Source organism: Gimesia chilikensis (assembly GCF_008329715.1).
In the GTDB taxonomy this organism is placed as follows: domain Bacteria; phylum Planctomycetota; class Planctomycetia; order Planctomycetales; family Planctomycetaceae; genus Gimesia; species Gimesia chilikensis.
In genome coordinates this window covers 205101-229357 of the sequence record NZ_VTSR01000004.1, presented here as the reverse complement: position 1 = coordinate 229357, position 24257 = coordinate 205101, and the positions used below count along the sequence as shown (strand labels likewise).

Annotated in this window: 22 protein-coding genes; 10 read left to right on the top strand and 12 right to left on the bottom strand. The window is 54.2% G+C overall.

The features are described 5' to 3' along the window. Window positions 1-228 precede the first annotated feature (228 nt). Window positions 229-1188: a histone deacetylase family protein gene (locus tag FYZ48_RS04200; RefSeq protein ID WP_149337837.1), complete on the bottom strand. Its 960-nt coding sequence runs from the start codon at window positions 1186-1188 to the stop codon at window positions 229-231. Window positions 1189-2008: 820 nt separating this feature from the next. Between FYZ48_RS04200 and FYZ48_RS04195 the strand changes: the two genes are divergently transcribed. After that, window positions 2009-2467 carry a hypothetical protein gene (locus FYZ48_RS04195; RefSeq protein ID WP_149337835.1) on the top strand — a complete coding sequence of 153 codons (459 nt, stop codon included), beginning with the start codon at window positions 2009-2011 and terminating at the stop codon, window positions 2465-2467. 113 nt (window positions 2468-2580) lie between these two features. On the opposite strand, the gene FYZ48_RS04190 is transcribed toward FYZ48_RS04195, so the two are convergent. Next, window positions 2581-3243, bottom strand: a complete 663-nt coding sequence (locus FYZ48_RS04190; protein WP_149337833.1) for a hypothetical protein — start codon at window positions 3241-3243, stop codon at window positions 2581-2583. A gap of 128 nt (window positions 3244-3371) precedes the next feature. Between FYZ48_RS04190 and FYZ48_RS04185 the strand changes: the two genes are divergently transcribed. Further along, window positions 3372-3755, top strand: coding sequence for a hypothetical protein (locus tag FYZ48_RS04185; RefSeq protein WP_149337831.1), 384 nt, complete (start codon window positions 3372-3374; stop codon window positions 3753-3755). Between the two features lie 32 nt (window positions 3756-3787). Here the strand turns inward: FYZ48_RS04185 and FYZ48_RS04180 are convergent, their stop codons facing one another. Both FYZ48_RS04180 and FYZ48_RS04175 read right to left on the bottom strand, forming a co-directional pair. After that, window positions 3788-4051, bottom strand: coding sequence for a hypothetical protein (locus tag FYZ48_RS04180; RefSeq protein WP_149337829.1), 264 nt, complete (start codon window positions 4049-4051; stop codon window positions 3788-3790). A 154-nt stretch (window positions 4052-4205) separates the two neighbouring features. Then, entirely contained in the window at window positions 4206-5015 is an 810-nt protein-coding gene (locus FYZ48_RS04175; RefSeq protein ID WP_149337827.1) for a hypothetical protein, read from the bottom strand. Window positions 5016-5398: 383 nt separating this feature from the next. Here FYZ48_RS04175 and FYZ48_RS04170 point away from each other — a divergent pair, with 383 nt between their 5' ends. Further along, a complete protein-coding gene (locus FYZ48_RS04170; RefSeq protein WP_149337825.1) occupies window positions 5399-7252 on the top strand; it encodes a glycerophosphodiester phosphodiesterase family protein in 1854 nt (617 codons plus the stop codon). A 21-nt stretch (window positions 7253-7273) separates the two neighbouring features. Here FYZ48_RS04170 and FYZ48_RS04165 read toward each other — a convergent pair whose 3' ends face one another. Continuing rightward, window positions 7274-8548 carry a polysaccharide lyase 6 family protein gene (locus tag FYZ48_RS04165; protein WP_187781864.1) on the bottom strand — a complete coding sequence of 425 codons (1275 nt, stop codon included), beginning with the start codon at window positions 8546-8548 and terminating at the stop codon, window positions 7274-7276. A 468-nt stretch (window positions 8549-9016) separates the two neighbouring features. After that, the gene (locus FYZ48_RS04160) at window positions 9017-9514 is read right to left on the bottom strand and encodes a TIGR03067 domain-containing protein (RefSeq protein ID WP_149337821.1); all 498 of its coding nucleotides are present in this window, start codon (window positions 9512-9514) and stop codon (window positions 9017-9019) included. Between the two features lie 258 nt (window positions 9515-9772). Here FYZ48_RS04160 and FYZ48_RS04155 point away from each other — a divergent pair, with 258 nt between their 5' ends. Continuing rightward, the gene (locus FYZ48_RS04155) at window positions 9773-10219 is read left to right on the top strand and encodes a hypothetical protein (RefSeq protein WP_149337819.1); all 447 of its coding nucleotides are present in this window, start codon (window positions 9773-9775) and stop codon (window positions 10217-10219) included. A 27-nt stretch (window positions 10220-10246) separates the two neighbouring features. Here FYZ48_RS04155 and FYZ48_RS04150 read toward each other — a convergent pair whose 3' ends face one another. Both FYZ48_RS04150 and FYZ48_RS04145 read right to left on the bottom strand, forming a co-directional pair. Further along, window positions 10247-11224, bottom strand: a complete 978-nt coding sequence (locus FYZ48_RS04150; RefSeq protein WP_187781863.1) for an aldo/keto reductase — start codon at window positions 11222-11224, stop codon at window positions 10247-10249. A 706-nt stretch (window positions 11225-11930) separates the two neighbouring features. Next, a complete protein-coding gene (locus FYZ48_RS04145; protein ID WP_149337815.1) occupies window positions 11931-12299 on the bottom strand; it encodes a hypothetical protein in 369 nt (122 codons plus the stop codon). A gap of 230 nt (window positions 12300-12529) precedes the next feature. On the opposite strand from FYZ48_RS04145, the gene FYZ48_RS04140 reads away from it, so the two are divergent. Then, on the top strand, window positions 12530-12850 hold the full coding sequence (locus FYZ48_RS04140) for a hypothetical protein (protein WP_149337813.1): 321 nt from the start codon (window positions 12530-12532) through the stop codon (window positions 12848-12850). Window positions 12851-12896: 46 nt separating this feature from the next. Here the strand turns inward: FYZ48_RS04140 and FYZ48_RS04135 are convergent, their stop codons facing one another. Together FYZ48_RS04135 and FYZ48_RS04130 are read right to left on the bottom strand one after the other, a co-directional pair. Next, window positions 12897-13331, bottom strand: coding sequence for a VOC family protein (locus tag FYZ48_RS04135; protein WP_149337809.1), 435 nt, complete (start codon window positions 13329-13331; stop codon window positions 12897-12899). An 89-nt stretch (window positions 13332-13420) separates the two neighbouring features. Continuing rightward, on the bottom strand, window positions 13421-14974 hold the full coding sequence (locus tag FYZ48_RS04130) for a sulfatase family protein (RefSeq protein WP_149337807.1): 1554 nt from the start codon (window positions 14972-14974) through the stop codon (window positions 13421-13423). 351 nt (window positions 14975-15325) lie between these two features. Here FYZ48_RS04130 and FYZ48_RS04125 point away from each other — a divergent pair, with 351 nt between their 5' ends. Beyond that, complete coding sequence (locus tag FYZ48_RS04125; protein WP_149337805.1) at window positions 15326-16531, top strand: hypothetical protein; 1206 nt, start codon at window positions 15326-15328, stop codon at window positions 16529-16531. 67 nt (window positions 16532-16598) lie between these two features. Here the strand turns inward: FYZ48_RS04125 and FYZ48_RS04120 are convergent, their stop codons facing one another. Then, entirely contained in the window at window positions 16599-18356 is a 1758-nt protein-coding gene (locus tag FYZ48_RS04120; protein ID WP_149337803.1) for a hypothetical protein, read from the bottom strand. Window positions 18357-18641: 285 nt separating this feature from the next. On the opposite strand from FYZ48_RS04120, the gene FYZ48_RS04115 reads away from it, so the two are divergent. From FYZ48_RS04115 to FYZ48_RS04100, 4 genes are all read left to right on the top strand, one after another. Then, window positions 18642-20285: a hypothetical protein gene (locus FYZ48_RS04115; protein WP_149337801.1), complete on the top strand. Its 1644-nt coding sequence runs from the start codon at window positions 18642-18644 to the stop codon at window positions 20283-20285. Beyond that, a complete protein-coding gene (locus tag FYZ48_RS04110; protein ID WP_149337799.1) occupies window positions 20272-20691 on the top strand; it encodes a hypothetical protein in 420 nt (139 codons plus the stop codon). Before FYZ48_RS04115 ends, FYZ48_RS04110 begins: the two co-directional genes overlap by 14 nt. A gap of 107 nt (window positions 20692-20798) precedes the next feature. Then, window positions 20799-22187 carry a DUF1501 domain-containing protein gene (locus tag FYZ48_RS04105; RefSeq protein ID WP_242022375.1) on the top strand — a complete coding sequence of 463 codons (1389 nt, stop codon included), beginning with the start codon at window positions 20799-20801 and terminating at the stop codon, window positions 22185-22187. 487 nt (window positions 22188-22674) lie between these two features. Continuing rightward, window positions 22675-23202, top strand: coding sequence for a hypothetical protein (locus FYZ48_RS04100; RefSeq protein ID WP_149337795.1), 528 nt, complete (start codon window positions 22675-22677; stop codon window positions 23200-23202). 187 nt (window positions 23203-23389) lie between these two features. Here FYZ48_RS04100 and FYZ48_RS04095 read toward each other — a convergent pair whose 3' ends face one another. After that, window positions 23390-24247: a peptidyl-alpha-hydroxyglycine alpha-amidating lyase family protein gene (locus FYZ48_RS04095; RefSeq protein ID WP_242022373.1), complete on the bottom strand. Its 858-nt coding sequence runs from the start codon at window positions 24245-24247 to the stop codon at window positions 23390-23392. Between the last annotated feature and the right edge of the window lie 10 nt (window positions 24248-24257).

The window sequence follows — 24257 nt, the reverse complement described above, 5'->3', positions numbered from 1 at the left end:
TCTTGATCGTGGCAGCTGTGACCTCCTGCTCGCTGCGCTCGGATCGAATTGTATTCGATCCCACCCTCTTTCCTGGGTGAGTTTTATTGGCCCATTTCACGTTTACTCTTTTTCGTTCTCTGCCCGGCGGGCCGACACATGGGTCGGCCCCTACGACTGTTAGCGTCTGGATTGATCTACATCTGACAAAACGAATCGGCAGGACGCCTCGGGAGTCGGCCCCTGCCTTCAATAGACTTCTCTCTCCAGCAACCCGATCACGGAATCGGCGACCAGTTGAAAACTCTGTTTTGTGTAGCCGCCGCTCAGTAGCATGATCGTGGGAATCTGCCGTTGGCGTAATTCGTTGACGACGTACAAATCGCGTTCGCGGATCGTCGCTGCGGAGATATTCAGTCCCCCCAGGGGATCACCCGCGAAAATGTCAGTACCTGCATTGTAAATCGCCAGACCGACGGGGGATTGGGAAACCGAATCAAGAAAGCCGGGGAGGTTGTTTTCCAGTTCCAGCATGTATTCACGATCGGTCCAGCTCCGCGTGATGCCGATCTCACAGTCGAGTCGTTCCCGGGCAGCGACATCATTCTGCGGGTAGGCATGCGCGTTGAAAATATCGAACAGAAACGCCCGATTGTCGTCCATAAACGCATGGCTCACGCCGTTCCCCTGATGGGCATCGGTATCGACGTAGACAATCAGGTCGGTCTCTGAGATCAATGCCTGTTGCCGCAGCGACGCCACCGCGATCGCGGCATCGGCGTAAACACAAAAGCCTTCGCCCTGGGCAGGCTTTGCGTGGTGATAGCCGCCGCTCAGATTGATGGCCAGACCATGTTCCAGTGCCTCTTGAGCGGCCACGATGGTGCCGCGTGTAGCCCAGCGCATGGGACGCAGCACGTGGTGATCGATGATCCAGAAGGGCAGAAACTGCAACGGCGCCAGTTCGAGTGCCTGTGCGACATACATCGAATTGGAAAGCTGTTTCAGATAACGTTCCGTGTGAACCAGCAACAGTTCCTCACGACTGACGGGACGCTCCGGGGAAACATGGATCTTACGCAGCGACTTGCCAAAACGCGCACGCAGCTGCTTCCACGCCCGCCCGTATTTGCGCGAGTCGAACGGATGCAGGCGTTCCAGCCCGTAAAAACCAATATTGTATTTGGGAGAATAAACAACGCGGCACATGGCAGGACTTCCGACTTTCTATCAATAGCAATTCGCATATCGCATTGATGTAGAATAGCTCGACCTCCTTTTAAAGAGCAGCTGGCAGCATCAGATAATTGAAACAATGACTAAGAGTATAGATTCTATTTTTCTTCGTGGGTTCGCTCAACAGAATGCTCTCAAGAAAGTCTGTTGCTTTTAATTGATCGTGGCAGCTGCGACCTCCTGCTCGCTGCGCTCGGATCGAATTGTATTCGATCCCACCCTCTTTCCTGGGTGAGTTTTATTGGCCCATTTCACGTTTACTCTTTTTCGTTCTCTGCCCGGCGGGCCGACACATGGGTCGGCCCCTACGGCGCTTCTGTCTGCTGGAGCTTTCAACCGGGGGTAAGGACCTGCGGCTGATTTCTATTACTGCGTTGGGAAGTGGAAATGCTGTTTGAAACGGTGACTGGGGTGATGCCGCTCAGGGGTGTTGAGGCAACTGCGTGAGTCGCTCGCTGAGATTCCGTTTCAGATGGGGACTTCCAGGATCTCGCCGAGGGTTTGGGCGTCTGCCTGGCTCTTTTCGAGGTTGCCGTAATCGACGACGCTGGTGCGGACGCCGTCGCGGAAGTTGGCAAACCAGGCTAGAGATCACCACCTGGAAACGGTAAGATGACTTAGAGCATCGTCAGTGGGTCGTTTTAGTTGAAACAGGATTACCATGATGGAATATCGTTTTCGAAGAGGCTTCTTATTCGGAGAAGAGACCATCGTTATGACGGAGCATTCACTGCAAAGGCTCAATCGTCACGGAAAGATAACCAGGGAGATTCCATACAAAAAGATCTCTCGAGTGAATTCCTTCTCTGGCATGTCAGCCTATGATGAAGAGAAAAAATCGTTCCCGGTAAAAATGGTTCGGATCATCCCCCACTGGGGGCTGTCCATCAATTTTCAATCCAGCTATTACCTCCGAATGGGATCGCGACAAATGCAGATGGCGAAAAATCAGCTGGAAGCATACGAGGCCTTTTTGGAAGAACTTAAGAATCGGATTCGCACCAACAACCCAGACGCTGTGCTGCAAACCGGTAACAGAATACTCTCGGTACTGAGTTACCTGTTTGCCTTATTCTGCCTCGTGCTGTTTTTACTGGGACTGGCAGCCCCTGTCTATGCTCTGTTTGTCCCCACTCGTTCCCTGCGTGATATCTGGCCTGTATTAATCGCATTATTGTTCATGACAGCCATGTTCGGTCGTACTGCGTTTCATATGGGACAGGACTATGCTCCAGAGCGAAGGAAACTCTAAGGCTGGAACAGGGAGAGATCCTGAACTGGCTGGCCCGGCAGAAAAGTGACGGTGTTTGATCACGGTTGAACAAGCCAACTGTGACATCCGGCTGAATGTTTGAATCTGCTCCCTCAGATTCCATTCCAGATGGGGACTTCCAGGAACTCGGCGAGGGTCTGGGCGTCTGCCTGGATCTTTTCGAGGTTGCCGTGATCGACGACGTTGGTGCGGACGCCGTCGCGGGAGATGAGATTCATTTCGTAGCTGTGATACGAACTGTTTTTGCTGCGGATATATTCTTTGATCAGCTGGATCGCGTGGATTTCCTGGAAGGGCATAAGCTGTTCGTTCGCGGTGGCGTAGATCAGTTCGTCGTCGGGGATCCTGCCTCTCCAGAAACAGTTGTGCTGCTTGTCGAAGACCACCGGCAGGGTACCGAAATAGAGCATCACACTGCCGATGATGGCAAAGACAAGACCGACGCCACCCGGAATGAGAATCTCCGGTGCGATGATTTTTTCACTGCTGATAATTTGAGAAATCGAGAAAACCAGGGCGGCCGCCCCGAGCCCGAAGAAGATCAGGTAGAAGCAGATGGCGCCCGCTGCCGCACGGAATTCGTAACGCAGGGGGGAGACCTGTACCAGTTTCCGCGTGCAGAAGTTTGCCCCGCCCCCTTTGAGTGGGGACCAGTCGGTGCGGAGGGCGACGGGATCGTCGAGTGTCGCTGGATTGAAGGGTTCACGTCCGTCGGCTGCCAGGCTTTTGATTTTGTCGATGAGATTGCGAAACATGGGCAGCTGGCCTTCATGACAGGGGGATCTGATGTCGCGGGTATGATAGCAACCGAACCTGTGTTTGCCTATGTTTGTCTCAACAGAAAGAGGAAACCAGTTTTCGCACCTTTACAGCAGAGTTCCCTATGGCCGCTAACCCGCTCTCTCAGATTACACTCGACGCTGAATATACCAGCGGCCCCCTGGCGACTTCCGATCTGCACGCGGGGGGTATTTTCTTCTGCGTCCTGTACGAGGAAGTGCTGATCTTTCGCTCCAATAATGTGGTCGAACTCGATGTACGGATTCTCGACAACTGGCGCCCCCTCGACGACGAAGCGGATTCCCTGTCAAAGCGATCTGCGACCGGTAGCTATGGTCTCGATGACAGGGATTATCTCAGTTTTAAATTCTCCCATGCGACTTACACCGGACTTCCGTGCGACCTTAATTCGGACTGGCTGGCGTTTCATCTGACATACAGGCATTTCGCTCAATGTAACAGTTGTGTCTACACGCTTCGCAAATAAAAACAGTAAGTGAGCTTTGACTGAAGGATCTCTCACAGTCCTTCCCGGGTCAGGCGGAGTTTGCGCCGTTGATGGTCGCCGATGGTGACCAGTTCGTCGGTATATTCCATCAGGCCGAGTGTGCTGAGATCCCGGTAGGCCTCGTCCAGGGCTTCGAGGGGAATGCCCGGAAAGCGTTGAAAGTCGGCTTCGTCGGGTGACTTGCGATGGGAGTTTAAGAGCCGGTGCATGAGGTCGGTGACCTCGGGCAGATATTCTGTTGGATCATCGTCAATTTCATCCCAGTTGTCATCCATGATATTCCTCCCTGCGCGATCGCTGGTATTCAAGTCAGGACACCCTCTCCCCGTATACTGTATCAGGAGACCGTCGACACAGAAAGCCATTCTGCAGGAGCCCGGCAGGAGTTGTGACCGCCTGCACACCCAGATCAAGGCCTGGAAGCGGACTTCAGCTCCAGAGCTTCCAGAGGATGGTGCTGATCAAGACCACGACAAAGATCAGACAGCCAGGAATCGCGGACTGTTTTTCTGCTTCCACGGGTTTGAAACCGTAATCGACGACCTCGGGCAGGTCCGGTCCTTCTTCTGGCTCGAAGGGGACCAGGTATCCCCGTTGCACCAGTTGCTGGACTGCGCGATCTTCCAGCCGCTGCAGGTAAGTGAGCATGTCATCCTGGTTGTGAATGGAGACATAGGTGTCTCCCCGGTTGGCGATGGTCTGCCGATGCTGTTCCAGTAACTCTTCGAACCTGCACTCGGGATAATACGTCACCGCGTTTCCCGGCGTGCGATCGAATCTCTGGCGCCCGACTTCGCTGGTGATCGAATTTTCTGCGTCAATAAAGGTATGGAGGCCACTTTCTCCCCAATATGAACCATCTGCTTCCCCGAAAATGACGGGAGCCGCTACCACACACCGACCGCTTTTGTGCCGGGCCAGAATGCGAACCCCCACCAGCTTTAAGTGATCGCGATTGCGACCGTAAAGGTAGCTTTCCAATAGAAAATCGACGAAGCCCTGTTCTGCAAAGTGATCGAGGATCGGCGTGATCCGAGACCGTGCTTCTTCCGGGACCTGGTCCAGTTCAATCAGTCGCTCTCGAATGTCCCCTTTGACTATGCTGATGCATGTTTTGACGCTGGCCAGACGGATTTTGAACATCAACCAGACATAAAATGCCAGCAGTACGCGGGGAGACTGCATCCGGAACCATTCCCGCAAGGTAAGACGTTCCAGGTGTTCTTCGTAAAATTCCATCGTACTGCTTTAGCTGTGAGTCGATGTGGGTAAAACGCAAAGCCCGGTTCTGGTCTGGAACAAGCGTAAGCTGCCAAGTGTATACCGTATTAATACCTGAGATGAAACCGCTGTAGTGAACTCTCTTGAGAAAACTGTGAGGTTGGTGCGCGTGCTTCATGCAAACAACATCATCCACGCATAGATAAACTCGTTGACAACAGGGCTGTACTTTGCTATCGCGTGTTCTCCCTGTTTTTTCGTTTTTTCGGGAACCGTCTCAATGTTGTTTGGGATTTCCCGAGTGAGCTGCGGTATGATGGGAATCGCCTCTCGCATGCAAACGGACTGAGTATTACCAGCGACGGATTGAATCTCTGCCTGAACCAGAACAGGAAGCAGACATGTCTCTCTCCCCCTTCATCCGTCAGATCACAGGCAGCCTGGGTTCCGCCTGGCGTCCGCTGGTTGCGACCGATCTCCTCTATAAACTGCTGGCGTTTGTGATTTTGACGCCGTTACTGGCGGGTTTGTTTCACTTCCTGCTGGCGATCGCAGGTCAGAGTGTATTGACCGACGTGGATATCGCGTTGTTCTTTGCCGGCCCGTTCGGCTGGCTGTGTGCAATTATTCTGGGTGCGGTCTGGCTAAGTATCGTCGCGCTGGAACAGGCGTCGCTACTGGCCATCCTGGCGGCCCGACATCGGGGGCAGCAGCTGGGAATGCTTGATTCCCTGCGGTTTGCCGCAGGACACGCGGCCGATGTACTGAAAGTAACCGCGAAAATGATTGGCTGGACGCTGCTCAGCCTGGTCCCGTTTCTGCTGATTGCAGGAGTTGTCTATTTTGGTCTGCTGGGTGAATACGACATCAATTTTTATCTCAAAGAACGACCGACCGAATTCCAGGTCGCCGTCGGCATCGGTGTTTTACTGGTGCTGATTCTGGCTATGATCCTGTTTCGACTCTATTCCGGCTGGTTCCTGGCGCTGCCACTGATTCTGTTCGAGCAGACGCCTCCCGCACAGGGTCTGCAGGCCAGTCAGCAGCTGGTATCCGGTCAACGTCGTCCGATCCTGATCTGGCTGGTGACCTGGGTGATCTGTGTGTTGATTCTGAATCTGGTGCTGGTTGCGCTCGTGGGTCTCGCGGGGCGGTTCCTGATTCCCACAACCGTCGGTTCCCTGCTGATGCTGGCCACGCGGGTGGGGCTGATGCTGTTTATCCTGTCGGCGAGCAGCCTGATTCTGAACCTGTTTGCGACGATCGCCTGCGCGGGTCTGTTATTTCAGGGTTATCTGCGCTTGCATTCCGCCGCCAGTGCTGCGATTGAGGCCAGCCCGCTGGAAGTGGAACAGCGCGGGAAACCACTTTTGACTCCGTCCCGCCTGGCCATGGTAGGCATAGTTGGTTTTCTGCTGGCGGCTTTGATCGGATATGTGTCGCTGGAGCGTTCGCTGAATCTCGAAACCGAAACACAGGTGATGGCACATCGAGGTGCCTCCAAAGCGGCTCCCGAAAATACGATGGCCGCATTTCAGGCTGCGATTGACGAGGGTGCCGACTGGATTGAGCTGGACGTACAGGAATCGGCGGACGGCAAAGTGGTCGTGATTCACGACAGCGACTTCATGAAACTGTCACGTAATCCGCTTAAGGTCTGGGATGCGAAGCAAGCTGACCTGGCAGACATCGACATCGGCAGCTGGCTGGATCCGAAATTCAACGCAGAACGGGTGCCTCTGTTATCCGACGTGCTGCAGTTATGCAAAGACAAGGCGGGCGTGATTATTGAGCTGAAATATTACGGCCACGATGAGCAGCTGGAGCAGCGGGTGGTGGACATTGTCGAAGCAGCGGGTATGGCCGACAAGGTGATGATCATGTCGCTCAAACCAGAGGGGGTGGCGAAGACCAAAGCCCTGCGACCGGACTGGAAGTGCGGTGTCCTGCTCTCCGTCTATGCAGGCAACCTGAAAGAGATTCAAGCGGACTTTCTGGCCGTGAACGCGAATTTCGCCTCGCGGAATTTTGTGAAGCGGGCCCATGCAGCGGGGAAAGAGGTCTTTGTGTGGACGGTCGATGATCCGGCCATGATGTCTCAGATGATGAACCGGGGCGTGGATGGCCTGCTGACGAACGTCCCTGCGGTAGCGAAACAGGTGATCCAGGAACGGGAGTCGCTCACCCCTGCAGAACGGCTGCTGGTGGAAGTGGCACTGCTGTTTCAACAACCGCAGGCAGAGCTGGAGCAGTGACGCTGGGGGGTATCCCTAGTTCTATCGGGCGTCCGGGCCGACGTCTGCGGGTTTGATTTGTTTCATGGCGGGTTTGCCGGAGTGGCGTGTGTTTTTGACGGTGATATTTTCGGGAAGCAGCGTCCGGGAGCGACTGCCCAGACCGTGACCGCGGACGATGTCCTTGCCGGCGTTGTCGATCAGCGTATTGTTTTCGATGAGTACATTGCGGACCTGGGCGTGCTGGTTCAGTTTCGGATTCTCCACGCCGGCACTCAGAGCGATCGCACCGTCGATCCGGTCGCCGACGCCTTCGATGTGGTTCCCGGTGATCTGGTGCCCTTCTCCGATGACGCGGATGCCGCCGGAATGGCGGTCGCCGTTACCCAGGATGAGGTTATCGCGGACAATGCAGTTGTTGCCGTGCCGGAGGGTGAGTGCACCAGCACAACCGACGATGGTATTGCGTTCGTAAACATTATCGCATGACTTATTGGAAATGAGTTCGATTTCGCCATCGCAGTTTTCGAACAGGTTTTCAGAGACCACACACTGGGCCGATTTCAGAGAGGTTTCACTGGTACCGATGCGGAGGGTTTCGAATCCGTTGCCGTTCCCCCGCGGGCGGTTGAGGAAGTGATTGCGTTCGATGCGGTGCCGGCCGACTTCGCCCTCTTCATCCAGCCAGACAACCAGCGTAGTTCCCGAATGGTTCTGGCCGGCGAATCGACAGTGATCGACGCGGTGATGATGCCCGTCGAGGCTGAGCCACTGATAGCGGGTGTCGATCTTGTCCGGGTTATAGGCTTCGATAGTGCAGCGGGTGACGCGATTGTGTGCGCCGCGGATCAGGAGGACGTGCCCGGTCTCCAGGCTCCCGTTGCGGAAGGTTAAACCGTCGAGGATGACGTGTTCGCCGTTGAGATTTAACGAGGAAGCCCCCGTGAACGCGACTTCGGAACGCACGGTGATCGGCCGCTCCGGCGTGCCCTTGAGTTTGAGCTTCAGACGGACATCGTGCCAGTCTTTGCCGCCGAGGGTGATGACATCTCCCGGGCGGGCGGACTTTCTGGCGGAGTCCAGCTCAGCGGGAGTGCCGACGCGGAAGTCTGCGGCTTGAACCAGAGCGGGGCTGGTCAGAAGGCAGAGTGTCACTAGGGCGGCTCTGATGAATTGAGATGGTGGTACACAGTATTGTGTCAGCATGGAGTTCTTTTCGTTTCCCGGTAGTGAGTGGTCGTGAATCGCTGTTATATTATTATAGACGCTGGATGAAACTGGTGGCCAGCGCCATTCCGCTCCGGAGTAGTACGACATTTCCGTCTTCCCCATGGGCGATTAAGAGAACGAAATCTTAGCTATCAGATTGTTAGTTTGTAAGTTGACCTGAACCGATCCAGCCGAGGGATGCTTCATGGGTTCTGAAATCCTCATTTTTTCGCTGTTTTGTGCGGTACTTTTCGGCGTAAGATTTCTTCCGCCTGAGTGGAAATATTTATCTCCCCGTAAACGTCGCGCTGTTCGACTGGCTTTGCGCGAGTTCTCTGCCTCGCATGAATTTGTTCAGCCTGACAGATCAAAGTGTCGCATTTATCAATCTGATGAAGCACACTGCATCGTGATGATTCCAGAATACACGCCCCGACTGCGTCCCCCGGTGCTGTGCTTCTACTCCATCTCAAATGGCACCGATCAGGTTTCGCAACTGGGTTCGGGGCAATGTCACTGGGGAAATCGCCCCGAGGATCTCTGGGAATCAGACACTTCAGCCCCGACACAGCCACCTCAGGGGACTTCTTTTTCCTGAGTCGCTTGGACGCGTTTGAATTTCACGAAGATGTGTTGATTCTCTGCGTTCGAGCTGAAATCAGTGGGTCGGTCTTTGCCGGCAGGGGCGAAGCAGAGTTTGCGGGTCGTTTTGCCGAGTTCATAAATTCCCCGGTAGGTTTTTCCCTGGTCCTGTCCGGAGGTTGGCTGGATGTCGATGGTTTTGACGCTTTGGCTGGGATCAATGCTGGTCGTCCCACGACCGACCTCGTTTCCATCGGAACGCAGACTCCAGGTACCGTCGGCGCCGTTGACGACGGTGAGCTGTTTCACATCTTCCCCCGCTGAACGGTTGCCGTTGATTTCCAGCACCTCGATCTGCCAGGTACCCGCGATCAGGTTACGGTCCTTTTGAATTGCGGCTGCTTGCTTCTCGTCGGCCGAGACCACGGCGGTGAGTGCTGTGAGAGTCGCGACGGTGACGAGGATCTTAAGTTTTAACATTGAGCGCTGCATGAGTTCTCTCCCCTGGTGAGATGTTTCTATTCTGGGATTCCGTTCTGCTGCGACCCTTGATTTTAAATGATTTACAGTTGAATCACAAATATTTTTAATACAAGGTGATTCAGCCTGCTGCTGTAGATGCTGACACATGGTTGAAGTGGGAATTCCATGTGCTTACGATACAGGAACTTGACTGACAACAAACATACGACTGATTTCTTCTCTAATATCAAACTGAGTTGAAACTGCCTTCAGGACGGGATACCGAAAATGGAAGTGCCTTCCGACAAGATTTATGAGCTGTTCAATTACTGCTACGACCAGGCCAAATCGATGCTGCAGGAGGCGGGCGGGTTCAATCCGTTTGGTGCTCTCCTCACGCCCGCACTCGAATTGAACGCGGTCAGAGCAGATCTGGGAGGAGCGCAGCCTGACCAGAAAGATATCTACCAGGCTTTGGACAAGGCGCTGCAGGAACAGACGCAAAACAATGACATCGTGGCTTCTGCCCTGGCCTGTGATGTGAATATTCCCGAGAAACACGAGCCGCCGTCCCGCGATGGACTCCGCGTGCATGTGGTCAGCCAGGGGTTATCGCGCTACATCTACGTTCCGTATCGCATGGAGTCTGGTGAGGATGGGAATGACGTGACGTTCTTTGAGCCGTTCACGGTCGACCTGCATCCGCATATCCTGGGAGATCTTACCCAGGGCTGAAGACCGGTCGTCATTGATGCTGCCCGATCAGGCGCTGATTCTTTCAGGGATCTGTTCGAACGTGTTGCGAATTGCGGCTCTGACTTCTGCCGAGAGACTCTGATCGGAGGCCGCGAGGATCTCTCTGAGGTTTTTGATTTTCGTCGTTCCGAATACACAGCTTGAGATATCCTGATTGGCGAGCACGTAGGCAAATGCAGCCTGGGCCGGAGTCAGGTTTTCTACTGTAGCGAGGGCCTCCCGCATCGGCTGGGCGTTGCGTGAGAACTGGCGGCCCGTCGATTTGAGCAGTGCCCGGGCCAGGTACCAGAGGTCGGCGGTGCTTTTGAAGGAGCCGATTTTGCCTGCCACGAGGTGTCCCTGGGCAAGCACGGTTCCCGCGACAACCCCGATGCCTGCTTCGGCCAGTTTGCGGATGACGGGTTCCCGGTCGAGCTGCAGGACGTTGAAGTCGAGCAGGACCATGTCGAACAGATCGGGATGATCGGCGATATAAAGCAGATCGGCCGCGGAATGACTGTTGACGCCCAGGCAGCGGAACATGCCCCGTTCTTTCATAGAGCACAGTCGGTCGATCAGTGCTGGCGTAATCTGGTCCTGCGTGATGCCATGCAGCTGGAAGATATCGAGGTACTCACAGTTCAGATTCTGAATCGACTTCGCGCATGTGGCTTCGATGTAATCGGGTGAAAAATCTTTACTGGGACGATTGCGGAAAACCAGGGGGGCGGAGGGAACGATGGTGCCGGCCTTGGTGGAGAGTACGAACTGAGAGCGGTCGTGCTGCGCAAACAGCGGCTTCAGAATGCGTCCCAGTCGGGGTTCGGCGTGGAAGTGGCAGTAGTTGTGACCCGTATCGAAGAAGTTCACGCCTGCGTCAAACGCGGTGTGAATGATGTCCGCAGCCTGTCGCTCCGGAAAGCGGGCATTGCCCCAGAATCCGGAACATCCGAGGGAGATTTCCGAAACCGTGATATCCGTATTTCCAAGCTTCCTGAATTTCATCATCGACATCCTGATTCGATTGGATTTTTCCGGGACGGGTTCCTCAAAGGACTTGCGTCCCTGCCCTGCTCTTACACGAACCTGACATGCGGGGAGTTTAGCAGTTTTGTGCAGGTAGTGTGAGAGCGATTTGCGGGGAATCTGGCTCTGAATGTTTACCTCGCCGCACAGGAGCCGCTGCGTATGATGAGTGCGTTTTGGTGAGCGGAGAACGTTTCTCCGCTGCTGAAAGATTGCTAATTCTGTTTTCCTGGGAGTCTTACATGGTATCTGCTGCATCAGGGGACAACACGCCCGGGGCTTGCTCGGCGTTGTTGTTCGTTTCTTTCACTCTGCGTGACGGGGCTGATCATCGCGATCGGCGTGGGGGTGTCAAGCAGAATTTACGGTCTGAGTTTCCGGTGAGTTGCCGCTCAGTTTGGTTGAACTGGTTCCGAAATGCTTTGAAATCATACGAGACAACGGGAACCGGTGCTGAGTGTTCCGGTGAAAAACAGCAAAAATCGACGTCGATTCAGGTGCATCCAGGTCACTTGTGTCGCAGATTCCAGTGCACGCATCATCCGCCTCGCGCGCGAAGCACAATTGCAACACTTTATGGATCGGAAAGTGCGAATCAAGTTCAGTTTATTCAGTTCTACGCACAGACCGGGAGAGATAATTCCAGTGTGTATTGCACAGCAAATTTTTTATTTTCGGCAACGGGTCATTCGGTAGAGGGGACTTCAGCGTGTTCCGGGGTTGATTCCAAAATGGTGATCGCTCTTTCCGTCAGCGCCAGCATGGCTTTACCCCGCTTGAGATACAGGATGAGCGAGATCAGAAAGATGACCAGGGAGACCAGCATCGCGGTGGCCCCGGCGCTCAGGGCGGCCAGGGAGTTATTGAGAATGTCCACAATGAATTCGAACGGCTGCTGCTGGTCTGTCTCTTCCCAGCGTTGCGAGATGCTGGTGATAATATTCAGGACCGCGTTGATGCTGAGAAACGGAGAGAGGATGGCCGAGATGAGTGACAGGCAAAGCGTCCAGCCCCAGAATCGTCTTGATTTTTTCAGGTATAAGAATTCTTCCATCATTACCTCGGACGATTTCAAAAACGACAGGGAAGTGAGTCGCAGCAAACAGTTTCAGTTGCATTCATTTTCCGCTTTGAGTATTTCTAAACATGCATTTACGTCGAACTCAAATTATCCAAATCGGTCGCACTCTGCAAGCAGAATATTTCCCTGGAAGTGCGACCTCAATCTACAAGTATATCCCTTCGGAAGCTGCTTCCGACTTCAAGAGAATGCAGGTATTCCACATGCGCTGGCATTTCGTGGGAGGCATCATTGCTTCCTTAATCAGTCTGTTTTATATCGCGGTTGGCCTGATGATGGTGAGCACGATAGTGTATTACAACGTGCGTTACGGACCGATCGAATACAGTTACGGCCGATATGAGTCACTCGACAAGATCGCCCTGACCTGGAAAAATTATTTGGGATGCAGTCTCACTCTACTCGTGGGAACCGGCGCCGGTGCTGCTGCCTTGTGCTGGTTCAAGCAGAAAAATCGATATGGGACGCTCCTGTTTCTAATATCAATGGGCCTGGCGGGCGTGGCGTCCGCGATTCTGCGATAAAATTAAAATCACGTCGACGAAGGAGACAGGTGCGAGCACTTCTGTATCAGGTAGCAAACAGCTGCGATTCGATATCTTTGAAGGCTTTGAATTCCAGTGCGTTACCGCTGGGGTCGAGGAAGAACATGGTGGCCTGTTCGCCCGGCTGCCCCTGGAAGCGGATGTAGGGTTCGATGACGAACTCGATCTGACGTTCGTGCAGGCGATCAGCCAGGGCCTGCCAGCGATCCATGGTGAGAACGACACCGAAGTGGGGGACAGGCACGCCGTGACCGTCGACGGGATTCACGTGAGTCACGATGCTGCCATCGGGGCCGATGTCCGGATTCAGATGGCAGACGACCTGGTGGCCGAAGAAATTGAAGTCGACCCAGGTCTCGGCGCTGCGTCCTTCACTGCAGCCGAGCAGGTCACCATAAAAGGCGCGGGCTTCGGCGATGTCACGCACCTGAAACGCGAGATGAAAGGGATCGAGCTGCATGAGAGGCCTCGGCTGTCTGAATGTTTCAGGAGACAAATACAATGATCATACACCAGCATGCCGGTATTGTCCCGGCAAGAGACGTTACTTCAGGGGCTTTCACTGCCGTTACTTCTGCCGGCCTTGATATATTGTTTCAACAGGGCGTGCATCTGCTGCACCTGCTGCGGATGCTGCTTCGCGATGTCGGTAGTTTCTTCGATGTCCTGATCCAGATCATACAGGGTATACGCCACGGGGATGCTGTCATCCAGAACGTCCTCGACCGTTTTGGGGCCGCTGATCGTCAGCTTGAATGGCCCCTGACGGACGGCGAACGTGCCGTTATGATGATTGTGGACAATTGCCTTATGGAACGAGACGGGCCGCGCTTCGCCCTGCAGGGCCGGGTAGAAACTGACGCCATCTTCTGCAGTGCTGCTGTCGAGCGGGACGTCCAGCATTTCTGCCAGCGTAGGCAGGACGTCGTTAAAGACGATCGTGGTCGAACAGGTTTCGCCCGGCTTGATGACCGCCGGCCAGCGCACGAGAAATGGAACGCGGTGCCCCCCTTCTTCGAGGCCCCCTTTCCAGCCGGTACAGGGACCGTTGCTGTCATGACCGTAAATCATTGTGTCGCCGCGAACCCAGCGTTGGGGATAGCCTTTGGTGCGGTTCACGGGGCCGTTGTCGCTGGTGAAGATGACGAGGGTGTTGTCGGCGATCCCCAGTTCTTCCAGCTTCCGGAGCAGCTTGCCGACGTGGTGATCGAGTTCGACGACGAAATCGCCATAGGTGCCGGCTTTGCTTTTGCCCATGAATTCCTGATTGGGAACGATCGGGTTATGGGGGGTGGTCATCGCGTAATAGAGGAAGAAGGGCTGGTCGGGTTTCGTGCGGACCGCGGTCTCGACGAACTCGCAGGCCTTGTTCGACAGCGTGGGAACGAGTCGATCCATGGTATAGCCGGCAGCGACAATGTTATCGTCCCGACCATACCATTCGCCGTGCTGTGCTTTGGCCTGGGCAGAAGTCATGGTGGGAATGACGGTAACACGGTTGTTCTCTATGAAGGCGGCGGGGTTCATCTCCGCGGAACCGGCGGTGCCGAAGGAGTATGCGAAACCAAAGTCACGCGGACCTTTCAACGCAGGCGAGGCGAAGTCGATATTTTTAAAGTTCTGATAGTTGGGGTCGACGCGGATCTGTGCCCGTTCACTTTCGTCGTGCAGTTTCCAGTCGATACCCTGGTGCCATTTACCGACGAGTCCGGTCTGGTAGCCTGCGTCCTGCATCAGGTTCCCAATCGTTTTGCGGCCCGGTTCGATCAGGGTACCGGCAAAATTCGCGAGGTTGCCCCCCGAACCCAGGCGGGTACGCCACATGTAGCGGCCGGTGAGCAGCCCGTAGCGGGAGGGCACACAATAGGAGCCCGCGGCGTGGGCATCGGTGAAGGTCAGGCTCTGACGGGCGAGTTGATCGAGATGGGGTGTCGGAATCCGGCTGTCGGCGTTGAGGGCGGTGACGTCACCATAGCCCATGTCATCGGCGAGAATAATCACCACATGTGGTTGACGCTGCTGCGCTGCTGCCGATACTGCGGACGTAGCAGAAAGCAGAAGCAGTGTGAGACAACAGATCAAAGTGACAGAATGCCTGCGCATGGGGTTCCTCAGGAATACGTCTCTAATGGAGTGGGAACGCGTTAATGAGTTCTATTAATAAACTACCCGATCAACAGACGAAAGGGAATGGACCGTTTGATCGAAGCCCCCTGTCAGCCATTGCGTATTGCATGCCAGAAGCTGTTTCACCCCGAATTTGTCCAAGTAGATTACAGGACATTTTGACGATACCAGCGAGCATTCCCTTTTTTCAAATATCAACCGTTGACTTAGTGTCCCCGCCACACTACTATATGTGTACATTAAACACTATCTGTTTAATTATGAGAAATCCGGGCCAGCTGTTCGAGACACTTTTTCAATCACAGTGTTCAGCAGGGGAGACGTATCATGATCGGTATTAAAACAGTTCGACAGGGTGAGCGGGTTGCGGTCTGGGATTTTAAGGGACGGGTGGAGTACATTGACGGTCCGCGGCGGATGATTCTGTTTCGCAAGACGATTGAGCCGCTCAGGCAGTACAGCGCAGGAGCGGACGAATATCTCTCGATTGAATTTGTCGACGGGCATTGTGAACACCAGCGCGGGCCGACCTCGGTCTGGTACGATCCGGTCGAACATCTGGCGATCAAGGTGATGGATTCGCTGGAACTCGATTCTCACGAAGCAATCGTGGTCTATCGCAGGTCCGGGGAGGCCGTGCAGCGACGTGTGGAACGGGGCCCGATGCTGTTTGTTCCGCAGGAAAACGAATGGTTGCACGAGTTTCGCTGGCATGGAGCCGATCCCCAGACGCCGACGCATAAGGTGCCCCGGGCACTCAGCTTTCACAAGCTGCGGGTGATTCCCGATCAGACCTATTACCTGGTCGACGATGTGCGGACTTCCGATGATGCCTTGCTGACCGTGAAGCTGATGATCTTCTTTGAGCTGTCCGACATCGAAAGGATGCTGGACCAGACGCATGATCCGATTGCTGACTTTATCAATGCGGTGACAGCTGACGTCGTTGATTTCGCTGGAACGCGTTCCTTTGAAGCGTTCAAACAGGATACCGAGCAGTTAAACGAACTGGAGTCGTACCAGAATCTGCTGTCCCGGGCGAACCGCATTGGTTACCAGATCAATAAGGTCGTCTACCGGGGATATACAGCCGGCGAAACGCTGCAGGCGATGCACGACAGTGCGATCGAAGCCCGGACGCGGCTCAAGCTGGATGCAGAGACGGAAATCCAGGCCCAGGAACTGGCGGATGTACAACTGGCCCGCGAAGCGATTCGGGCGGAAAAGCGTCAGGAAATGGAAGCCCGGCAAACCGAACATGACATTCACCTGCAGCGACTGCAACACGATGAGGAGATTCATCAGCAACAGGAAATACAACAGGCCGAAGAGGAGACTCGACGCCGGGTTAACCAGATTGAACTGGAACACCAGCAGGCGCAGAACCAGGAACAGAGCCGGTACCTGGGAACGATGCGTGAAATGCAGATCGACCTGACACGTTATCTGGTGGCCCAGTATCAGAATCCGGACCGCTTGATTCAGATCAGTGGTGATAAGGATCCCAGCCTGCATTTACATGAGGAGTCATAGCTCTCAAAGAAAACGGGGCAGGTCCCGGATTTTCGAGACCTGCCCCGTTGATATTAATCAACTTCGATTACTCTTCTTCACCCGATGTGATGTCTGGTGGCGGGGGTAGTATTTCCGGTTCCGGAGGTGCGTCCTTACGGAAGGTCAGCCAGGCCGGCTCGGGGAGCCAGCGTGCTTTATGAGCGCTGATCAGGAAAGCGAGGATCAGGGCAGCGGCTGACCAGATGAAGGCGATGACCGCTTCTCGACTGAGGTATTGGATCGCCAGACGAAACGCGAAAGTCGCACTGGTATAGAGCAGGATGCCGACCGTGGCGGCGAAGGAGAACTTGAACCAGCGACTGGACCAGAGCCGGGCGATCAACAGACACCCCACGGCCCAGGAGCCGACATAGGAGAGACGCCAGATCAACGGTATTTCCGCAGCACGTTCATTTAAGATGACCACGACGGAAACCAAGGGAATAAACAATGCGCTGGCACATTGCAGGACGCGACTGAAATCGTCTTTCATGGTCAGCCCCAGAACCAGCATGGAGAGCCAGAGCAAATGGAAACAGGCCGTGAAACGATACTCGGCGAGAATCGAATCGGGAATCAGATACCAGATCCCCAGCGTTGCGGCGATGACGCCTGCGGTGCAGATCCCCGAAGAACGTCGGCGGAGACCCAGCCCCAGCATCAGGGCACCGTCCAAAAGCAGCGGCCAGGGAGTCGGTTCAATCAAGGTCCGCGTCCCCAGGGTCTGCGGACCGACAATGGTAAACAGGGCCAGAACTCCGACTCCACCCCAGATCGCATCCGGCACACGTCGCACGACCGCCCAGAGGTAGAAGCCGACCAGCATCCACGCTGCCAGCCAGATCGGAGAACCAATCGCGTCAGTGACTTTGAAGAGAAATCCGGTGTGCACCGGTCCTCCGGACATAGGCATGGCCAGCAGAAGCAGCAGCGGTGCCAGGCGAATCAGTCCCGCCTGAAAGACTTTGTTGCGGGTCGAAATCGCCCCTTCGAGCAGCAGCAGGAGCAACACGAATCCCAGTGGAATCAGGAAGTAAAATCCCCACAGGGTATCAAAAGAGATCAGGCGGGGTCCGCTGATCGGTTTGATCCACATCGGCCCGGCTGGTCCGAAGGTCAGGCAGAGGATGAACGAACGAAAGGCAACGCAGGCAGCGATCATGCCGAAAGCGATCCAGGGAAACCAGGGCCAGCCCCAGGGGGTGCCATTGGTCTTCACATAAGAAACGCCTCCGCGGATCGCGGGCCACAGACAGAGAAAGAGGACCGATGCGACGACCGGGAACAGAAACAGGGTCCATTCCAGTTCGACGGGCGAACGGGGATGCATTTCGGGAGAACACCACCAGGGTGCCGCATAGAACAGCGCCAGGAAGAGGTGATACGGAATCCGGTAACGGACTCCCAAGCGAATGCCGGCGCCCCAGAGAACGGCTTCGGAAAGCAGTGCCGAGAACAGAAATCCGCCGCACATCAGCAGCAGGCCCTGGTCCTGGGAAACGCGGGAGAACAGGTCATCCATGCTCACCGAGACTCCAAGGAACAACAGCAGCAGGAGCAACAGAATCGAACGGGCGTCCTCCCAGACTTTGCCCCAGCGTACGATCAGCACTCCAATCCCCGCCAGCAACAGGGTATACCCGGCCAGCACGCCCATCATAATCCAACAGTTGATGGAACCGATCTCAATGGTTCCGTAAGCAGACCGCACGGCGAACAACATCAGCACAGCACTAATCACGTAGAACGGATTGTGGTTGTAGATGTAACGCAGGACCGAGCGGTGAGAAGCAGACGCAGACATAACAGCCTCCTCTCATCAAGAAATGAAGAAAGATAAAGCCCCAGAACTGGGGATAAAAAGACAGGTTCGCTGTTAAAGAGACTGCATTGTAACATATTTATTTGAACAGTTATAGAAAATTCTGAGGTGGGTCATGAAATCTGAATTTTGTGAGACTTCTCTCTGGACGATCTCCGACGGGCCGAAATCTTCGCGGTGGAAATCCGTGCTTGACCCCGCGGGGAATTGCGATATTAATAGGGGACACGAACATTTTCAGGAGCGGGCCTTACGAATGGAGAGGGAATGACTACAGTCAATCAGAGGCTCCCCTGCTCTTTAGAGATATCAATAGCGCGGCAGCGCCCCGACCAACGAGAAGTGTTGCATCCCGACCTGGAACGCATCCTCTCGTTCTGCCAAAAACGCACAGGCTTCATTGCACATAAAACAACATCACTCCCGCTGACATCGACGCTCACACAACTCGGCGAACAGGCCATCCAGTCTGCGATGGAAGGACTGGATCATCAACTGAAAGCACTGGCTGTAGACTATGCAGACGGTTCTGACTCTCATCGAAAAGACATCTGTGAGGAACTCTTTCACCAGTTATTAACCCGGACGAAACCGGTGCGAACGCAAGACGAACTGGTAAAGCATGTCTGTGATGATCTGACGAACCAGTCTTGTAACCGGATCTTTCCTCGCCAGTTCCACAAACATGGGAATCCGAACTGCCTGGGTCGTGCGTTGATCCTGCTCGCTTTCGCCCGACTGGCGGGAGCCCCTGTACTGGGAGCGACGCCTCTGATCTCCGGTTCTGAAATCGCGATCCGCCATGATGCGCGGGTGGCCCGCGGGATTCTCAGACGGGCAGATCGACAGCAAGTGATACTCAAACCCGAACTGAAAACGTTTCTGGAATTCATGACGGCTCGTCCTGGCATCGATCGACTCCGACCGCCGATGTTTCATATGGGGATTCTGATGCAGACCAGTGCCAAGCGTTGGACGCTGATCGATCCTCACGCGAAAGTCACGGGCAATTACCGGAACCAGCGGCTGTTCTCCGAGATCCATGAACAGAGCCTCTTCCAACCTGAGCAGGTATTTGATGCCGATTTTCGTGTCGAAGCCGATCTCAAATGCAGTCAGCAGTTGTGGCGACAGAAGCCGATCACCGACTTTCTCGGGGAGTTGCAGACTCTCTGCGAAACCGATCAACTCGATGTGGGTGATGTTCTGGTCTTCCTGGCCGAATCGAATCTGCCAGAGTATCTACTCAGCGATGCCTGGAATCTCCCCCGTGAAGAGAAAGCGAATATCGCTGCCCAGATGCGGGGCAGCGCAGCTCCGGTCGTCGATCCCCGGTTGCTGGAATCACTGTCCCTCGGATACTGTTCCGATTCTCTAAGGAGTCGCATGCAGGCATTGCTGAGCTGGTTTCTTCTGCTGGACAGTGGAAAAGAACTGGTCGGACTGCTGGCGTTTGCTGTTTCTGAAGGTTCAGAGTCCTTACGCCGGGAGATGCTGGCGCAGTCGTTAAAGGAACTTCTGGAGGAATTGATCGCCCGCCTGCATGGGTTTCTGTTCAACACAGCATCGCTCAGCAACGAACGCAGCTTGTTACATCCGGTGCTGGAACTGTATCAGCCGGAATTCCGCGTGGGCGTGGAACTGGTTTCGCATGTGAATGCGGTCACCCTGCGTTCCGAAGCGATACCCGAAGCGTTATCCCGCATCTGTCCGGGGCAGACAATCCAGATTTCACGGGCGACGGAGATCCTCCGCAATCAGCAACACTACATAACCCCTTCGTCACGTCGGGCTTTTCAAACGTTAACCGCTGCCGAATTTCAGTCGGAACGACTTCAGGATATTTTGCAGCGGATCTCTCAGAAACTTTTCCTCTCTTCCGAAAGCAGGAGCACTCATGATTCAGAATAAAAACGATTTTCTGGAAAGCGAAGCACGTCAGGTACGGGTCAGGCTAAACAAAACAGGCGGCGACATCCCGGGATGCAGAAACCATTATCTGCTGGAAGCAATTCCGGGCATGCAGCCCGTTATGGAACAGGTGATCCGGGAATTTATTGACGAAACCAGAAACAGCGTGGAATTCGCCCATGCGCAACAGGAACTGGAACTCATCCAGTATGAAGCGGATGGATTCAACCGACTCGTCAATCAATATGCTGACCAGCCCCGCATGCAGACTGCTTTGAACGTGGCTTTTGAGATCTGGAATAATTCGCCCGGTCCCGAAGAACGCCTGCGGCAGATTGTGGATCACGCCGACAGTATCGCTCCGTCGGGCAGCGAATCGTTTACCAGTTGTCAGGCCCCGACTTAACGGATTTCCCGGAGATTTGTGTTGCAACGCGCGTCAAACTGGTATAATCCACACATCAAACCCGGCTTATATTTTATTTGATGAGGCTGAGTATGGATGAATTCCAGATGAATCGTCGGCAGGCCCTGATTGCGAGTGGCCTGGGAACACTGAGTCTCGGTATGCCGGGCGTGGTGATGGGGAGCGACAAACTGGACGCCGCGGGGAAAGCGGTCGCGGCAGAGAAGTCGTGTATCTTCATCCTGCTGTGTGGCGGACCGAGCCACATCGATACCTGGGATATGAAGCCGGAGGCCCCCCTCGATTATCGCGGGCCTTATATGCCCATCGAAACCAAAGTGCCGGGCATGCGGATCAACGAGATGCACACCGAGCTGGCCAAAGTGACCGACCAGTTCACGCTGATTAACTCCATGTCGCATCCGGGCGCGATCAGCAATCATTTTGACGCGATGCACAACCTGCTCAGTGGGCAGTCGGATAAACGGGTGCAGCAAGGAGCGGCGAACGAGCAGCCTTACCTCGGTTCCTTCGTCGCCAAGTTCAAGCCGAGTAAACGGAACTTCGTTTCTAATGCATGGCTCATCAAATGCGTGGGACCACCTGTTTTCTGTGCGCCGAACATCGGCATCGGTGGTTACCTGGGTTCGGCTTATGCCCCGGTGTTCGTCGGTTCGGCGAACAATCATCCGGCGATGAAAGACTTCAAGCCGCCCGAAATTTATAATCCGTATGACGAGCAGCGGTTTGAGGAGCGGAAGACACTGCTCCGTGGACTGGAATCGAAGCGACTCGATAAAGATCAGAAAGTCAAAGACTGGTCGGACCTGCGAGAAAAGACTTATGATGCCTTAACGCGGGCTGAGGGCCGACGTGCGTTTAACATGCATGAGGAACCGGACAAGGTCCGCGAGCAGTACGGCATGCATCCCCTGGGGCAGAACCTGCTGCTGGCCCGTCGAATGGTGGAATCGGGAGTCCGGTTCGTCACCGTTAACGGCTGGGCCGGTCAAGCCGACCATGACAAGCAGGGACCGCCCAGCAGCAGCTGGGATATGCATGGCGGAAACATGGGCATGGGGAATGCGTTCGGTAACGGTTCCTACGGCATGGGCTTCTGTCTGCCCCGACTGGACCAGGCGCTGGCCGCGTTACTCACGGACCTCAAGGAACGGGGCATGCTGGATAACACGCTGGTCGTCGTCACCGGCGAGTTCGGCCGTACACCCTATGTTCTGAAACAGGATCCCCCGGGACGCCAGCACTGGCCGAAGTGCTTCTCCTCAATCCTGGCGGGGGCAGGCATCAAAGGAGGCAACGTCTATGGAAAGACAAACAAGTACGGTGAATATCCCACCCACAAGCCGGTCCGCCCCGAGGAACTCGCGGCGACGATCTACCACGCCCTGGACATCCCGATTAACAACCCGCAGGACCCGACGGGATTGTTACGTACCCTGACCACAGGGAAGCCGATCATGGAACTGTTCGGGTAAACCGGCTTGATTCAGACTTTTCGACTAATCGAGTCGGCAGTCATAATTCTATCCATCCATATCCCCCACACACAACTCGAATCACTTCTAATGCCCCTCATGTCCCGTGAGAGGCCACATCAATATCTCATTGCGGTATAGCAAGTAAATCTCACCTATTTAATAAGACATTATTTAGAAAAAGCAGATATTTCTTTTGAATTCGTGACATCCCACGAAGAAGAAATACGGTTTAGAGTTAGCAACCCAATTCAAACTGATAAACAGTTCGACTGGTTTCTGCTGAAATGTGCTTTTCTCTTACTTCTCGTTTTCATCTTTTGCTCATGAAACCAGTGGTAACTGAAAGCCACACCTCAATCTTAAAGTCAATTTATTTAAATCGACAGTAACCAGAGTCAGTTAGTCGCAGAGATAACATGACAGAAATAAATGTCTGTTATTTTGCAGACAAGTTGTTTTCTCATTACAAAAAGGAGACCTGAATATGTCTTGTGGATGTAACAGCGGAACTGAGAACACCTTTATCACCCAACTCGATCTGGATAGTCTTAACAATCTGAAATCGGTTGCTCAAGAAAAAACGCCTACAGATTTTTCGACACAGAAACTTTGGATAGTTGGATCTCAACCTGTCATCGCAACGGGGACAGCAGATGGAAAGCGAGGTTGTGTCACACTGCCTTATCTCGGTATCCCCGTCAAACTCTGCTGGGAAATCAAAGAATTTGACCCGATTCCTCCTGAAGTCTCAGTTAAAACTCGAATCACAGTGTCGGTTAAGGACGTTGAATACTTTTCAGCGATTCTTGTTGTTAAGTGCGAGAACATCACAAATCTTTCTACGTGTGAAGTATCGCTGGAAAATGATTACGCATTAGAGGCCGCATTCAAACCAAAATGTAACTGGAGCTGTCTTAGAAAATGCGCCCCTGGCTGTATTACATGCGGTTCCGATTACTGGTGCTGGGCCGGTTGTGCAGGTTCTTGTATTTTGAAATGTTGCAGTCTCTAATTTCATTATCAAAGAGCTGATATTTCCCCCTTATACTACCCAGATCAGTAAACACTAAGTTCATTTTTCCTTAAGAAAAATGCTGCCATCTGATTGAGATTAGAGCCCAGGTATATTTCCTGTGTCGCTCATACATTGCGCCACCGAATTATCCAAAGATTGGTATCTCACGGGTTCGGTGGCCGTTTTATTTTTCCCGCAGGAGTTTCTGCAGACGTTTACCGCCGATTTCTGCGATGAACAGATTTCCGGCGGTGTCCGCGGTCAGCATGTGAGGCAGATTGAATTCGCCCGGTCCGGCCCCTTTGCGACCCCAGCTCTGAGCGACTTTCCCGCTGGAATTCAACAACAACACTTTGTTGGCACGCCCATCAGCAACGAACAGGTTCCCCTGAGCATCAAATTCCATACCGTAGGGAGCGAAGCCGGTCCAGATCCCCAGCAGCTTGCCTTCCGAATTAAAGGCCTGCACGCGATCATTTTCGCGGTCTCCGACCAGAATGCGTCCCTGGCGATCGAGGATAATCGAATGGGGGAGATTGAACTGCCCTGGTCCTTTTCCCGGCTCGCCCCACTGTCCCAGGTATTTTCCATTCGCGGCGAACTTCATGACCCGGCTGTTCCCATAGCCATCGGAGATATAGATTTCATCGTGACGCCCGAAGGCGATATCGGTTGGTTTATTAAACTGGTTCTCGCCGGTCCCCGGTTTGCCAGGCTGACCGATGGCCAGCAAAATTTTCCCTGTGGAATCGAACTGGTAAACCATGTGATTTCCGATATCGGTGACCCAGATATGATCGTGCTGATCGACGCGGAGTCCGTGTGCCTGACCGATCAGTTTATCTCCCCACGAACGGAGGAATCGGCCTTCACGATCAAAACAGAGGATGGGCTGCTTGCCGCGATGAAACAGATACATCCGCCCCTCACTGTCGAAGTCAACTGCCGAACAGGGGCCGAGAGTCAGTCCTTCCGGAAGCTGAATGCCATTGTCGGCGGCTGGAACGAAGATCACCGGGTCAGCCGCAAGTGAGTCTTTCATCGTCGACATC